We start from the raw sequence: 14,376 nt of genomic DNA, 5'->3' as shown, positions 1-14,376 counted from the left end.
CTTTAGAGGTCCACTCTCGCCGTCAACATTTCAAGGAACGCTTCCACACGAGTTTTCATCTGCCCGACATCTTCTCTAGTGTACTCTGTATCAAGATAGTAAACGGGTACATTTATCTTGTCTAGAGCTTTTTTGACCCGCGTGTACTCCATGGCGTAGAGCATGCAACCGCGCACCACGTAGTAAATGACGCCTTGAATGTTCCATTCTTTAACTTTGTTTAGTAGCCAGTTGATTCTGTCTTCGTTGCCGTCCTTGGATGTGAAGCATGGGCATGTGGAAGCCATCAAGTAGCGGTCGCCGATGGCGTGAAGCATGTCATCCATTGACCACTCGTCCACTCCAACAGGGTCGTTTAGAATTCTCTCGCCTGAGCAGAGCTCGTCAGCAACTATGATGCCTTGCGGATTAGCTTCTTCGACAAGTGTAGGCAGTTTCCAGTTGTCTGGCCAAAACATCGGGGTGCCTGTGACCATGACTCTTGGTGTGTCAGGTGGGCAAACCCAATCTTTCCGTTGGGCTCTCTTTTCGAGTTCATCGCAGAGTGCCTCGGTTTTCTCTGTCCATCTTTTTTTGTCATCCCACAGGTAGGCTTGGTTGACCAGCATGGCGTCTCTGCCCATAATCACTGGTGGCCCTTTACGCAACTCTTGTAGTCGGCGGAATGCTTTTGTCGCCTTTTGATTCTGTTCAATGGCCGCTTTGAGGGCGCTGCGCGTGATTTTATTGCCTGTGAACTTTTCAAGTTGTGTTTTCATGTGCTTTAATTCGTCTGTCCAGAAACGCAGTGATTGTGGGGAATCTTTAACTCGCGGTATGTTCATGCCCCAAATTGTCTTGTAATCGCTCAAGATTTCGCTCAGCTTAGTCATGCCATCGCAGGTTAGAACGCTGATTAAAGCGTCACTCATTTCAAGGTAAGGTGAGAGTTCTATCATTTTTGCGCCTATGGTTGAGCGGAGAACTGGGCAGACCTCAACAGGAACAACCCTGTCGCCAAGTTTTGAAGTATCATACCAACCTGAATTCACCCTCACTGGAATGGCGTCTGCCGCCATAATCAGCTCGGTGGGGGCAAACAGGCACATGTAACCAATAACTTTCTTTCCTTTCTCTTTTTCAGCTGCTATTTCTTTTTGGCGTTGACCAAACAGGTCAGCGATATTATCAAAGTATTTCATAGCCTCGGGTCTGTGCGGGTCAGCTTTCTTCATGCGCTCGATGTTGTCAGCCATTATTTTCTGGGATGCAGCCTTAACGGTGGCTTTTAATTCATCGATTTCTTTTCGGGGGACTTCAGGCATATACTTTTTTTCAACAGTTTCACTTTTCATTTCTTTTTTCCTCATTCAGGTGGTGGTTGTAACCAGTCTCTTGACTTGAATACGGTTTTTTTACCTAATTTTACTTTCAATGTGTCTTGGTAGGGGCACATTTCCACACAGCGAAAGCATTGCATGCACATAGACGTAATTATTTTTCCGCCTTTCTGCTCGTAAACTTCAGTAACTTGGGCTGGGCAGACTCTCTTGCAAACCCCGCATTTGGTGCATTTCTCTTCATCCTTTTCAATGTAAAGTGCAGGTACCTTTTGAAAGCCCTTGAATTTATTCACAGCCGCCAAAGAGCAACCTGTTGGGCAGAAGCGGCACCAGACACGCCGAATAAAGAATGAACCTACAAGCGTTACAGCGACAAAGGCTATGCCGAGTATTTGACCAATATTTTGCCCAGCGTAATTGATAATGTTTTGAACATAGGGATAACTAAAGTTAATTTCATTAATTATTAACGGCGCACTTGACCATGGCACTATAAGCGGCACCATGGGATCAAGCAGAATGCCGTATGGACGGAAAGGTCCAGCTAAAACCTGCATCATTACTATTGCGAAATCCATGTTTGGCGGAGGGTCAAGCAACCACAAGCCAATAGGCAAAAGCAAGAAAACCAGCAGGATAACATACCGCAATTTATTGAGGCTATTGTTGAGTTTTTCAGAAATAAGGCGATACCGTATTTTTAATGCTTTTCTAACAACACTCACAATGTCCATGACAAATGCAAAGGGGCAAAGCCACCCGCAGAAAAACCTGCCCAAAAACAAGGACATAACGAAGACGGAAATCAAAACATACAGTAGTGGAATGGTATAGCTAAAAATATAAAATATAGTTGCAAAAGAGACTGCTTGAATAACAAACCTCAGAAAAGTGACTCGTGACGCTAGGTTTTTCTTCCATATGAGAATTGCGAGAACACCTGCTACGCCTAGGCCTGCAAGTACTGTTAATCTTAGTATGTCACCGATTATGTCCCACATCATCATCGTTTGTCACCTTTCATAGTCCCACTACCGAGCTTATTATTGTGATAGCGCCGAGCACTATCAATATCGCCGCTCCACCAACTGAAATCCACTTACGAAATAAGGGTGCCTTGTTTAAAAGCCAACCTGTAACCCCGCCCAGCAACAAAATCGGCGATAGGGCGGTTCCTAAACCAAACAACACCGCAATAGCTACAGTTCCAAGCGGATTAGAGAAAGGTATTGAATAAAGCAGTAACGCAATCAACGGTGGACACACGATTAACCCTCTGCTTAATCCAAGAGAAAAAGCGCCTAAATCTACCTCGAACCTGCTCATTCTGCTTCTCGCAGTTAGGTTTTTGTTGTCTTGCATGTTGCAGTCGCATATTTTTTTTGCTTTCAGTATGATGCTTGTTCCGATTACTATGCTTACTATGCCAAAAGCAACTGAAGAGTAAACTTGAAACGGTCCAAGGGTGGTGTCTGAAACTGACAGGTGAATTAATCCGCTGAGTAATCCTATTGCTCCACCGATTAGCGCGTAAGCAAGGATTCTTCCTGAGTTAAAAATGAAGGTTACTTTCATGCTTTTTTGGAATCCAGAGCCGATGCCTGCGATGTAACTTGCCACCACGGGAAGACAGGCTGAGGTGCAAACCGCTAACCCATACAGCAAGCCCCCTGCAAAAGCGCCAATATACGGATTAGAGATTTGAGGTATCCACGACATGCGAGTGTTCACGTTGAAATTTTGATTAAGCAAATAATGAGGCTATACCATTTAAAGCTTACAGAACTTAGCGTTTTACAGTTAAACCTTTGATTTTTGCAGAATAAAAGGAAGAGTAGAACGGTTTATGGCGGTGCTATTATGCGAGTGTTGTACTGTTGCAGGTATGCCAAGTGTACTGCGTCGTAGGGGTAACTCTCCGTGCTGGGGTAGGGGAATCCGCTCATAGCTATGAAAGGTAACGGGTTCACAGTAAAATCAAATTCGTAGCCCCAGTTTCCAGGCGGGTCTTTAAACCAGCATGCCACGAACAAGAAGTAGTCCCGTTCCATGCCTTCGGGCACTGGTTCGAGGGTGTCAGCGTTGAATTTCATTGAAACTTTGTCTCCTTGCATGCCTATAATGTACATGTCGTCAGCTTCCGCAAGTAAAGCAGTGACATCGCCGTATCTGGTGAAGCTTCCTGAAGCTGTGGAGGCGGTCATGCCGAAGTCTAAGGGTTCAAGAATGGCTGTTGGTTTGATTGTTTGAATGATTATTGGCTCTTGTTTTGACACATCGATTCCAATGTAATCGAAGGTCACGTTGAAGAAGTTGGTTATCCGTAACTCATAATTAGTTATTCCTTCAGGAAACACTCCTGTCAGGTCAACTACAAAGCTTCGCGGAACATAATCAGAGGGATGGGGCATCTGCTTGTCTTGCGGAACACGTATCCAGTTACCGTTTGCATCTTTGACTTCCATGTAGGGCGCTGGGTAAATTTGCGTATTTTGTTTGATTAAGCCTTGGGTGGCTGCTTCTTTAAAGAGGTCAATTAAGGTGTAGTAAGGTTCAGGTGCGCCCCAATCAACCATGCCGTGCATTACAAGCTTTATTTGTTCAGCGTTAGATAGGTCACCTAGATTTAGAGTCAACTGGTTTAAGGTAATGTTATTCCATGCCGGGCTTTCTATACCATTTTGACCCGGAGTGAAGATGCCGTCGATTTGTAGGATGTTTGCAAGAACGTTCTCTCCCTTTTCATTTACAGCTGAAATTGGAGTCAATATGTTGTTTTTGTTTACGGTGTAGATTTGTCCGTTAAAGACTTGGTTGATGTAGTTAGGCATCGTTGCATAAACGTCCGTGCCTATCGGGTGGTCAACCACAACCATGTAAGCTGCGTCTAAGTAGAAGATTTCGTCCCATTGCTGGAAAAGCACCAGGTCAAAGTAACCGTCGCCGTCAACGTCTTTTATCGCAAGTTTAGTGCTGTCAAGTTTTATGTGGTCCCATGGGTTTCCGCCACCGAATACCACTTCTCCGTCGGGAGTGATATAGTCGATGTATCCTAACCAGCCAGCATTTGAAACTTCTGTGACGTAAACGTAGTCTGTTCCATCCCAATAGTACAGTGAGGGGCAGGATGCGTAGCCACTTATTAAGGTGTAGGTTGCAACTATAATCAGTTTTTTATCTAAAGTGAACGTTCTAGTTGCAGTTGTTACTCCGTCACTCCAATATGAGAACTCTAACACTCCTGTTCCAACATCGAAGGGGTTTGGAACAGATAAAGTGTATTGCCCCTCAGGTAAGACCGCAGTATAGGGCGTTTGTAACTGCTCACCGTTTAACGTGAAAGGCAACGATTTCGAGCCGCCGCCCGACCTGTTGATGGTTAAAGTATGGTATCCTTTTGGAACTATAGTTAATGTTGCACTCAGAGTGTTTACTTTTATTGTATGTTTTCCTTCAGAGGTCACATTAACTATGAACTCAAATGTTTGGGTTGCTCCTCCAGCCATTGAAATAACTTGTGATTGCACCACCACCTCATCGACCGATATCTTTATCATCATCGTGTCTACTTCTGACGTTGGATTTTGAGCATTCACAGTGACCGTAACTGGGTCATCAGGCCACGCTTCATAGGGATTAAGTTTCAAGCCTGAAAGAATGATTTTGCTGAATTCAGGCGGTGCCTCTTTTACAACGAATTCGCCAGTTAAATCGCCAACTTTAACGTTGTAAGTACCATCCACCATTTCAATGTAGGTAAACTCAACAATTTCAGAAGTATAATTCCCGGAAAGCGTAATGTTAGCAGTGTCTTTTATTACCTCATTAATTTCAAGGTTTACCGTTAAGTTGCCTTCACGGTCACCGATATTGGTTACGTTAACCGAGATAACCACGGCTTCACCAGCATAAACTTCATGAGGGCTGATTTTAAGGTCTGTATAGACATATTCGGCTGGTTTTTCTGCGCCTGACACCAAACCTTGGTCTTGAAGATAAAAGTACACGCCGGCTGCTACGGCTATGATAATTAAGTCGATTACCAAGATAGCTTTTAGTTTAACTGTTGCTGACCGAGATAGCATACTTACACACTCAAATTCTATCGTTCTGAATATCGTAGTGAACAAAGAGTATTAAAAAGCTTTACCAGAAACTATCTTTCATGTCCCCAACATACAATGACGTGTTTTATGACTTTACTTTCTATATGCCTTCTGGCTCTATGTGCACCGTAACCACAGCGTTTGCAAACTGCTCCTTAGTTTCCTTTTCAACCTGTGAAGCTAACCTGTGCGCTTCCTTTATCTGCACTTGCTTGGTAAAACAGCAGTCAATGTTGATATAGCGTTTGCCTTCAGAAACATAAGTTACGACTCGTTTAATACGCAGGTTTGTTGCAATACCTTTAGCTGTTTTCTCAATTACTTTTCGGAGCTGCGCATTGTCTATTTCTGCAGTTGGAATAGCAACGCCTGAAGGCTCTATGTGCACTGTAACGTTTTCTAGAGGCTTTATGCCTGCATGCATTCTTTGTTCAATGGTCTCTGCAATTTTGTGCGCTTCTTCAACTGACAATTCAGGGTTAACATAGGCATGCAGGGTGATGTATAGCTTGCCGCCAGCATAAATTGTGGATATCTCGTGCACTTCTTTTACACCGTCAGCGGTCGCCAGCTTCTCTACTAATTCATCCAGTTTAGTGCCCTTATCGAAAGGTTCAATGTGAATAGTTGCTTCAACAGTGCCCATTTGCTCCTTCAGGCAAGTTTCAATCTTTGACGCTAAAGAATGCGCTTCTTCTAGACTCATCACTTTTGGAACTTGAACTGACGCCTCAACGAAAATCTTGGAACTTACTTTACGAACCTTAAGATTTTCAGTTTTCACCACACCATCACAAGAAGAAATAGCCTTCCTTGTTTTTTGAACCAGTTCTCTTGAGGCAGTGTCACTGAGTTCCATAACGCTTGATTTCACAAGTTTGATGCTCAAATAGCTAAGCATAACGCCAAGAAAGATGGAGGCAAAGGCGTCTGCATTAAAAATTCCCACAGTGGCTAAGCCAAAACCAAGCAAAGCTATCAGAGTTGAGCTTAAGTCTGCGATAGCATCGTATAGACCCGCCTTCATTGACGAGCTTTCAAGGTGCTGGACTTTTCTAAAAACGGTGACCCTAAGCAAAGAGATGAAAAGCGCATAACCAATAGCTATGAAACCTGCAAACTCCACGCCAGCAGTAATCTGAGTGTTTTCAATTAATCGAATAGCGGCTTCATAGAAAATCAGAATAGCCACAGCAATTAGGACTATGCCCCCGATTAGTCCGCCTATTGTTTCAAATTTTTCGTGCCCATAAGTGTGCTCCTCGTCCGGAGGCTTAATTGAAGCGCGAACAGCAAAAAACAGCATAACCATCGATAAGGCGTCCAAAAGTGCATGTAAACCGTCGCTAAGTATAGCAAGGCTGTTAACGATTAAGCCTATTATAACCTCAACGATTACAACACTAAAGATTGCAACAGCTGAAATTTTGAGCGCTTTAAGTTTATGGTTTCCTTCTTGGGCGCTTTGCATGATTTCAATCTAAGTTAGCTCATCGTAAGGGCGATTTAAGAATTTGGGTAAGATTACGTGTCTATATTGATAAAATAACTGTCTGAGATGAAGAGGGTCGGTTTGCTCTCAATTTAAATAATGCTTATGCAGAATTCATCTGAGCAATGAAGATGGCATCGCTTTTCCGCGGAGAATCCGCTGTCCTGAGAGGCAACTTTCTAATCATAACTATTAGCTGGATAATATTCTTCTTTGCGCAGCCAATCCCAGACACGTATGCTAGTCTTTTCTACCTGCATTTAGGCGCTGACGTGTTTTTGATTTCAATAATAGGATTTGTTGGCTCCATCGCAATCGCTCTTGTGCAATTTCCAGGCGGATACCTTGCGGATAAACATGGCAGAAGATGGCTAATTGTCTCTATGACTTTTGGGATAGCCATCGGCAGTTTGTTTTTCATTTTTGCGCCATCATGGCACTTCATAATGATAGGGTTACTTATCCAAAACTTGTGCTCCATTTACGGTCCAGCCCTGATGGCAATGGTTATCGATTCACTGCCGCCTCAGAACAGGGGGGCTGGGTTTAGTTTCCAATCAGTGGTTTCAACTCTAGTTTTGTTACCTGCCCCAATTATCGCTCAATATTTGGTTGCCACTTTTAATTTCGACTTAGGCATGCGGATAGCCTACACTATAGCTTCTGTTGCTTACTTTTCAGCAGCCATCCTAAGATTCAAGCTCAAAGAAACCCTGCCTGCGAGTGCCGGAACAATACGACCTAATCTAATCAGTGTTTTACGCCAATACCCTAAAGCAGTAAAAGAAGGCTTGAGCGTCTGGCGAAAAGTTCCCAAATCAGCCTTTAACCTTTTTTTAGCAATCATAATCATCAACGGCTTAGTTGTCAGCTGCCAAACTTACTTTGTTGTTTACGCCACCTACGAGCTTGGAATCTCAGAGACGCAATGGGCAATCGTTGTGGCGTTCCGATATTTGAGCATCGCCATCCCAGCCATCATCGCTGGTTTAAGCATGGATGTCTTGGGGAAAAAACGGTTCCTAATACTGGGCTATTTACTCTATGTTCCAGGCATGCTCCTTTTCATAAACGCCGATTTTAACATGTTGTTGCTTGCATTTTTCTTCTTTGGATTAGGCAACCTTTTGCAGCTGAACAGCTATCAGGTTTTGATGGGTGATTTAATTCCCAGAGGTTTGAGGGGGACAGTCACGGGGTGCTTGCAATTTTTCATGTTTATAGCGCAAGCGCTCCTGCAGGTGCTTATCGGCTTTCTGTACGCTTTTGTTTCGCCGCAGCTTCCGTTTCTTTTGCTAGCAATAACTGCAATACCGCTCTCAGTTTTTGTTTTCTGGCAAGTTTACGAGCCAGCAGTTAAAGAGGTATAAAAAATAGCTAAATGATTGTTTTGGCAATTATTTTTCCATTATTCAACTGTGTAGCTAATTCTTTTTTGTTATTACTATAGATTGTGATAGCTTTTGGGTTACTCCAAGTTTCTTTGAAGTGTTCACTAAAGGTGCCTATTATGTTTTGGTCGTTAGTCAATAGGAAACACGGATATCCCCTTTTTGTGTGCTGTTGAGTCGCAATCCATACTTCCTTGTCATCTATGACCTGATAGTTTTCGCAAATGCTCTTGTTTATCCACTTAGCTTTGAATTGCCCCTTAGTGGGCGCTATCTTTTCGATGATACGCTTAACAGAATCTATGTCTTGTGAGCCGACTATGATGAACCATATTTTTGAATTGCCGTCAGCGATTGTTCGCAGATATATTCGGAGGTCATGCAAAACTCCGTTTGTTATGTATTTGATAGAGCATACAATTTGTATCTTTTTTCTTGGTTCACTAAAAGTAATTCGGCTCTTGTTTAGAATTGCTTGTTCTGTTGTTAAAAGTGTAAAGCGTGCTTCATCCTGAATTTGTGGTTGGGACTGAATAGACGAAACTATTTCTTTTAAGTTCCGTTCTAAAAGTGAAATCATTCTTTTAGTTTTCTCTTTTTCTTTAAAAATGATGTTTCCTAAACCATCTTCTACTGGAATAGCCTCAACAGTGAAGGGTTTCTCGAGTGATTTAACAATTAAACCCATTTTTTCCAGTTTAGGCAAAAGCTTGTAAATGTCCTGCCTATGGAGCTGTGTATTTTTGGATATCCTTTCTACCCTTGTTCTGCCAGACTGGACGATACTTAAGTATACTTTGGCTTGGTTGACTGTGAAGCCGAAACCTGTCAATTTTACAACAATGTCTTCTTGCATAAAGCCCGTCTGCCTGCCCAACTTTTCGGATGCCATCCGAATAAAAGGCATAGTTTATTTGAACTGTACATAAGACTTGCGCACATAATGTGAATTCATCGAGTTTGTAGTCTTGTAGCGCTTTACCCCTTGATTCCTAATATATCTCATTCCAAATTATACGAATATAATTATCGATAGGCATTTAGGTTACAAGATAAGTATATCTGCAAACAGTTGATGCACCATGGCACTTGTGAAAATAAGCCAAATACTAGAAGACAAATACACGGATCAAAAAATAGCAGTCCGCGGTTGGGTCTACCGCAAGCGTGAAGGAAAAGAACTCATCTTCTTGCTAATTCGTGACTCCACAGGTGTAATCCAGTGCACTGTAAAGAAAAACAGCCCTTGCTGGATTGAAGCGCAAAAATTAACAATAGAATCTTCACTTTCACTTGAAGGCACCGTTAAAGAAGACAAGCGGGCTCCAGGCGGATATGAAATCGGTGCTGAAGCCATCTGTATTATTGGTTTGGCTGAAACTTTCCCGATTGCAAAGGATAAAAGTGAAGAATTCATCCGCGACATGCGCCACTTGTGGTTAAGAAGCAGAAAAATGAACTTGGTTATGAAAGTCCGAGCCGAAGTGTTAGAAGCATCACGCCGATACTTCAAAACCCAAGACTTCACGGAAGTTTCACCGCCGATGTTCATTTCAGCAGCTGTAGAAGGCGGCTCCACGCTTTTCGGCTTAAAATATTTCGACCAGGACCTCTACTTAACACAGAGTAGCCAACTCTACCTTGAAATCCTAATCTACTCATTAGAGAAAGTCTACTGTATTGCTCCTTCGTTCCGTGCGGAAAAAAGTCGAACTATTCGGCACTTAACCGAATATTGGCATATGGAGGGCGAGTGGCCTTTCGCAGACATGAATGACTTAATGAATTTTGAGGAAGGCTTAATGACTTATGTTTGCCACACTGTTGGCGCGTCATGCCAAAAAGAATTCAAGGAATTAGGCGCTGATATCACTAAACTCCAAGCCGTGAAGACGCCGTTTCCAAGAATAACTTACAAAGAAGCCATTGAGAAACTTAAATCGAAGAATCCTCAGTTGTCTTGGGGCTCTGACCTCGGCTACGAGGATGAGAAGGCGCTAGCTGACGAGTTCGGCAAGCCCTTCTTTGTCTACGATTACCCAACTGAGATTAAAGCTTTTTACTGCAAGACCTACCGTGACCACCCAGAAGTCGCCATGTCCGTTGACATGATGGTGCCACGCATAGGCGAAATCAGCACCGGCGGCGCAAGAGAAGACAACAAAGACACACTTATCGAACGCATGAAGCAACAGGGCTTAAAACCCGAAGACTACGAATGGTACCTTGACCTCAGACGATATGGCACTGTGCCGCATGTCGGTTTCGGAATGGGGTTAGAGCGCTTGCTGGTGTGGATGCTTGACTTAGACAACATAATTGACGCCATACCATTCCCAAGAACTACGAGAAGATTTTATCCTTAAAACGCCCACCAACCTAACGCAAAGAACACTGTAAAATAACACAACGCTGCCCCTGACGCAAGCACTATTACAGCATTTACTTCTTTTCTGTTAGTAAGTAGCCCAAGCAGCAAGAACATTGGAAACATTGCCATGATGTAGCGGGGAACACTAATCCACCATGACGTTGAAACTGCAAGACCCCAAGAGAGAAACATGTAAACGATGTAAGAGGGACGCAGACGCCGCCAAACAGCAAACCCAACTATCAAAAGTCCCAAGATAGCAAAAAACAGTGGTGCAATACCAATGGTAATAACGTCTGGATAAGATGCGGTCGTTACCAAACCAAACGCTCTCTTCAAACCGAGCAATGGGTCAAACGTGTTAAACCAGTGCGTTGCTTCTACTGTCATAAATGTAAAGGGGTTTCCGGTAACCTGATTGTTGATGTTAAGGTAAATCAGAAAGCCAGCCAACGGTGAAAACGCCCAAAGAATTTTCAAGTCTGCCTTTGGTTTCCAACCTTTCTGATGAAAATACTCTACTAGAAACACAGGCAAAAGCAGCAGCCCAGCTAGCCTTGTTAAGGATGCAAACAAACTAAATGCCCCTGTAAGATACCATTTGCCGAGCCGTGCATAGTAAAAAGCAGCGATTACTAAGGCGAAAAAGAGCCCTTCTGTGTAGGGCGCAGATAGAAAGTATGCTGTTGGAAAAACGCTCAAAAATAGCATGGCTTTCACGGCTACGCTCTCGTTGAATTCTAATTTTGCCAGTTTGTAAAGGTAGAAGAAGGCGACTAAACTGCTGATGTTTGAAACTATAAGTGCTGTGAGCTTGATGCAGCTTAAATCAACCGTGACTGCCCGAATAATAAGCGGGTAGAGAGGAAAAAAAACGATAAAGTTCGCTTGGTTACCAGTGTTAACATACCAATTCTGTGCAATGTCAACGTAGTTTGATGCATCCCAACGGTAAAACATGTCCCCCATTATAGTTAATGGCGAGGCAGGACCATTATTGATGTAAGTTACCACGTAACCTATGGTGAAAACAATAATTTTAACCATTAAAACGATGATAACCGCTATTTTTGCTGACTTAGGAATCTTATCTAACAGTGCTTTGGTGCTCACTTTTCAGTTGCCAATAACTTTCTTGTTAAGCAACTGTTTTAAGGTTTACACAAAATGGCAACAGTTTCGGGGCATGTCTATGCGTAGCCCGTGAAGTATTCCAACTTTAATTTTTCTTTGGATAGCCCTAAGGCTCCAACGAGTGCTTCCATCGCTTTAACCATCGGCGGTGGACCACAAGCATAAAAAACAGTCTCTTCGTAATCAGGCAGTTCTCTTTTTACCATTTCAGCATTAATATTGCCTGTTGCGCCTCTCCAGTCAGGAGTTGGTTCATTTAGGCTAAAAATCAATTTGAGGTTCTTGTTTTTTTGTGCCAGTTCTTCAAACTCTTTTCGGAAAACTATGTCTTGTTCTGTTCGGCAACCATAAAAAAGTGTAATTTTATTATTCAAGCCTTTGTCTGTAGCGTATTTGCAGATGCTTATGAACGGCGTTATTCCAATGCCTCCGCCAAGCAGGGCAATTTTTGGAGTTTCGCCTTCGAACGTGAAGCTTCCATAAGGTGCGTCAATTCTTGCCCAATCCCCCACTTTCGCATCTTTCATGGTTTGTGAAAATTCGCTGTCGCTTAGTTTTTTGGTGAATTCTATGTGATCATTCTCTGTTGGGCTACTGCTGAAACTGAAGTGTTTACGCAATTCCTTATCATTGTGTTTTAGGGTTACGAAAAAGAATTGTCCCGGCTTGTAATCGAGCCCTTCTGGACGGGGAAAGCGTAAGCTTGTAACGTTGTATGTACGTCGTTTAATTTCTTTGATTGCTGTTTCATACTTCATAAAAGGGGCACCTCAGACAGTTTTATTATTTGATTTTAATCTTTAGTACTTTGCGGCTCTTAAGTTGCTGATGGCAACCCTTTTGAAATTGGACTCGCTAAAAAACTAATATAGCGTTTTAACCAAGTACAACGTATAAGTCAGGGCTGTTAATGGACAACATAACGGACTATTTAAGAAGTCACAGGGTCGCAATTAGCTTGCTTTTAGCAACTTACGGTGCAGTATACTTGTCCTCAGTGATACTTGGCGGATGGACGCTGTCTGACTGGGGGAAAGACATCACAATTTACCCTCCATCATCTGTCAGTGCTTTGTTGCCGCGCAGTTATATCAACCCAATGTTTTTTGTCACAAGTATACCTGCCCTATTCATCGGCACCGTTGCATTGTGCATTTACAGCATTAGAGGAATCAGCGCCGATGCTACCAACCACAAAGAACATGTTGCCATATTGTTGACAGCCGCTGGTTTTGCCTACCAAGTTATTGGCGCTTGGCCGCTGGGCAACTTGGTGGATTTTCCATGGGAATGGCAAAAACAAATCATACAAAACGGAGCCACCCTCTCAGGGGCACTCTACGCGCTAAGCTTTCTTGCGTTTGTAATCGGCGGCACGTCACTGTACCTCCACAGCAGAATATACCATCAAAAACACCCAGAACTTGCTTTGGAAAGCTAACCGACTTTACATTATTTAGTTTATCCCTCTTTAATGCTTGCCAAGTCAGATTAATTGTTTGCCACAATGTTTCAACGACAAGAACTAAAAAGCGTTTCACTAATCTGCCTATGAATATGGTACCGGTCGGCTAACAATTAATGATTCTTCTCCTCGTCGGCAACTCTGGCTACCGCGTACATTGGGAATGGCTGTACTAGTAACGTCGCATAATCCATGTACGTGCTGAAAACCAACCTTGCTTTATATAGGGGGATAGGGGTAGCCGCAGAACAACAAACCTTGCCAACAGAGTACTTATACACCTAAAATCATGTGACTTGAGCAGATTCATAGGTGGTTGCGCCTCCTACAATAACAAATCAAATAACATTCACGAAGTGAAAGAATAAAAAAGGGAAAATGGGCGTTTTAAACAGGTGTTGGTGGTGGAGTATAACCTGTTGTATCAGGTGCAGTTTCCACAATCTTCATGTTGAAGAAAGCAATTGCCAGTATCAGCGCCGCAATCCACATTAAAATGAAACCTAAGCCAAACACAATTATCAAAGCTGCACCAATCAACAATAGTAAGCCAGCAGTACCAAACAAGCCCGTCTTTGTTTTATCTGAAACCTGCTTTAGCGAACGCCTAACAAAGAACGCAGCGATAATACTAAAGATCCACACAATAGCAACCACAGCTAAGATTCCTATCAGAAACGGAATTAGCTTTGTCACATCAATATTACTGGGATCAGGAGTCATGCCCTGAATTGAAGACCAATCGCCGTTCCACCCAGGGAACAACTCATACATTAAATCTTCAATGTTCGCCAAGATTACAGTAAATGCAACTGTGACCGCAGCCACACCACCCACAATACCAGCGATAACTCCGTAGAGCGCATTGTTAAAAATCCCCCGCTCCCGATAGAAATTGGCAAAGCCATGCAAAGCAACCAGAACCAAAACTGCGCCAACAAAACTAACGATCCACAAGTATGAAACTAACGGAATCGCACCAATGAATAGCAATATCGCGCCTATGCCGCCCAAATTCTTACTAGACTCAATGGTCATTTTAGATTTCTCCTAAATTCCCTTTGTCATTGAAATCAGAATAAAAGCTTTTTCATG

General features: G+C 42.9%; 12 protein-coding genes. 3 read left to right on the top strand and 9 right to left on the bottom strand.

The features are described 5' to 3' along the window. Positions 1-2: 2 nt before the first annotated feature. The 5 genes from NWE95_09225 to NWE95_09205 all read right to left on the bottom strand — a co-directional run bounded on the left by NWE95_09225 (position 3) and on the right by NWE95_09205 (position 6,899). A complete protein-coding gene (locus tag NWE95_09225) occupies positions 3-1,334 on the bottom strand; it encodes a 2-hydroxyacyl-CoA dehydratase family protein (GenBank protein MCW4004075.1) in 1,332 nt (443 codons plus the stop codon). An 11-nt stretch (positions 1,335-1,345) separates the two neighbouring features. Then, positions 1,346-2,329: a 4Fe-4S binding protein gene (locus tag NWE95_09220; protein MCW4004074.1), complete on the bottom strand. Its 984-nt coding sequence runs from the start codon at positions 2,327-2,329 to the stop codon at positions 1,346-1,348. A 13-nt stretch (positions 2,330-2,342) separates the two neighbouring features. Further along, complete coding sequence (locus NWE95_09215; protein ID MCW4004073.1) at positions 2,343-3,041, bottom strand: sulfite exporter TauE/SafE family protein; 699 nt, start codon at positions 3,039-3,041, stop codon at positions 2,343-2,345. A gap of 125 nt (positions 3,042-3,166) precedes the next feature. Then, complete coding sequence (locus NWE95_09210) at positions 3,167-5,407, bottom strand: hypothetical protein (protein MCW4004072.1); 2,241 nt, start codon at positions 5,405-5,407, stop codon at positions 3,167-3,169. 121 nt (positions 5,408-5,528) lie between these two features. Further along, on the bottom strand, positions 5,529-6,899 hold the full coding sequence (locus tag NWE95_09205) for a cation-efflux pump (GenBank protein MCW4004071.1): 1,371 nt from the start codon (positions 6,897-6,899) through the stop codon (positions 5,529-5,531). A gap of 152 nt (positions 6,900-7,051) precedes the next feature. On the opposite strand from NWE95_09205, the gene NWE95_09200 reads away from it, so the two are divergent. Then, a complete protein-coding gene (locus NWE95_09200) occupies positions 7,052-8,290 on the top strand; it encodes an MFS transporter (GenBank protein ID MCW4004070.1) in 1,239 nt (412 codons plus the stop codon). A 7-nt stretch (positions 8,291-8,297) separates the two neighbouring features. Here NWE95_09200 and NWE95_09195 read toward each other — a convergent pair whose 3' ends face one another. Continuing rightward, the gene (locus NWE95_09195) at positions 8,298-9,203 is read right to left on the bottom strand and encodes a hypothetical protein (GenBank protein MCW4004069.1); all 906 of its coding nucleotides are present in this window, start codon (positions 9,201-9,203) and stop codon (positions 8,298-8,300) included. Positions 9,204-9,393: 190 nt separating this feature from the next. Between NWE95_09195 and asnS the strand changes: the two genes are divergently transcribed. Beyond that, positions 9,394-10,677 carry an asparagine--tRNA ligase gene (asnS, locus tag NWE95_09190; protein MCW4004068.1) on the top strand — a complete coding sequence of 428 codons (1,284 nt, stop codon included), beginning with the start codon at positions 9,394-9,396 and terminating at the stop codon, positions 10,675-10,677. Here asnS and NWE95_09185 read toward each other — a convergent pair. Next, on the bottom strand, positions 10,674-11,795 hold the full coding sequence (locus NWE95_09185) for a glycosyltransferase family 39 protein (protein MCW4004067.1): 1,122 nt from the start codon (positions 11,793-11,795) through the stop codon (positions 10,674-10,676). The genes asnS and NWE95_09185 overlap by 4 nt on opposite strands. Positions 11,796-11,872: 77 nt before the next feature. Further along, complete coding sequence (locus tag NWE95_09180; GenBank protein MCW4004066.1) at positions 11,873-12,574, bottom strand: FAD-dependent oxidoreductase; 702 nt, start codon at positions 12,572-12,574, stop codon at positions 11,873-11,875. 152 nt (positions 12,575-12,726) lie between these two features. Here NWE95_09180 and NWE95_09175 point away from each other — a divergent pair, with 152 nt between their 5' ends. Then, positions 12,727-13,257 carry a hypothetical protein gene (locus NWE95_09175; protein MCW4004065.1) on the top strand — a complete coding sequence of 177 codons (531 nt, stop codon included), beginning with the start codon at positions 12,727-12,729 and terminating at the stop codon, positions 13,255-13,257. Positions 13,258-13,668: 411 nt separating this feature from the next. Here NWE95_09175 and NWE95_09170 read toward each other — a convergent pair whose 3' ends face one another. Continuing rightward, complete coding sequence (locus tag NWE95_09170) at positions 13,669-14,319, bottom strand: DUF996 domain-containing protein (protein MCW4004064.1); 651 nt, start codon at positions 14,317-14,319, stop codon at positions 13,669-13,671. Positions 14,320-14,376: the final 57 nt, after the last annotated feature.

Source organism: Candidatus Bathyarchaeota archaeon, from assembly GCA_026014725.1.
In the GTDB taxonomy this organism is placed as follows: Archaea; Thermoproteota; Bathyarchaeia; order Bathyarchaeales; family Bathycorpusculaceae; genus Bathycorpusculum.
The sequence above is the reverse complement of the archived record's forward strand: the minus strand, read 5'-3'. Positions and strand labels throughout refer to the sequence as shown.

Excerpts from the sequence above, each read along its gene's own strand:
- NWE95_09170 (MCW4004064.1), bottom strand. The coding sequence starts at position 14,319 with ATGACCATTGAGTCTAGTAAGAATTTGGGCGGCATAGGCGCGATATTG.
- NWE95_09210 (MCW4004072.1), bottom strand. The coding sequence starts at position 5,407 with ATGCTATCTCGGTCAGCAACAGTTAAACTAAAAGCTATCTTGGTAATC.
- NWE95_09175 (MCW4004065.1), top strand. The coding sequence starts at position 12,727 with ATGGACAACATAACGGACTATTTAAGAAGTCACAGGGTCGCAATTAGC.
- NWE95_09215 (MCW4004073.1), bottom strand. The coding sequence starts at position 3,041 with ATGTCGTGGATACCTCAAATCTCTAATCCGTATATTGGCGCTTTTGCA.
- NWE95_09205 (MCW4004071.1), bottom strand. The coding sequence starts at position 6,899 with ATGCAAAGCGCCCAAGAAGGAAACCATAAACTTAAAGCGCTCAAAATT.
- NWE95_09195 (MCW4004069.1), bottom strand. The coding sequence starts at position 9,203 with ATGGCATCCGAAAAGTTGGGCAGGCAGACGGGCTTTATGCAAGAAGAC.
- NWE95_09200 (MCW4004070.1), top strand. The coding sequence starts at position 7,052 with ATGGCATCGCTTTTCCGCGGAGAATCCGCTGTCCTGAGAGGCAACTTT.
- NWE95_09180 (MCW4004066.1), bottom strand. The coding sequence starts at position 12,574 with ATGAAGTATGAAACAGCAATCAAAGAAATTAAACGACGTACATACAAC.
- NWE95_09225 (MCW4004075.1), bottom strand. The coding sequence starts at position 1,334 with ATGAAAAGTGAAACTGTTGAAAAAAAGTATATGCCTGAAGTCCCCCGA.
- asnS (MCW4004068.1), top strand. The coding sequence starts at position 9,394 with ATGGCACTTGTGAAAATAAGCCAAATACTAGAAGACAAATACACGGAT.
- NWE95_09220 (MCW4004074.1), bottom strand. The coding sequence starts at position 2,329 with ATGATGATGTGGGACATAATCGGTGACATACTAAGATTAACAGTACTT.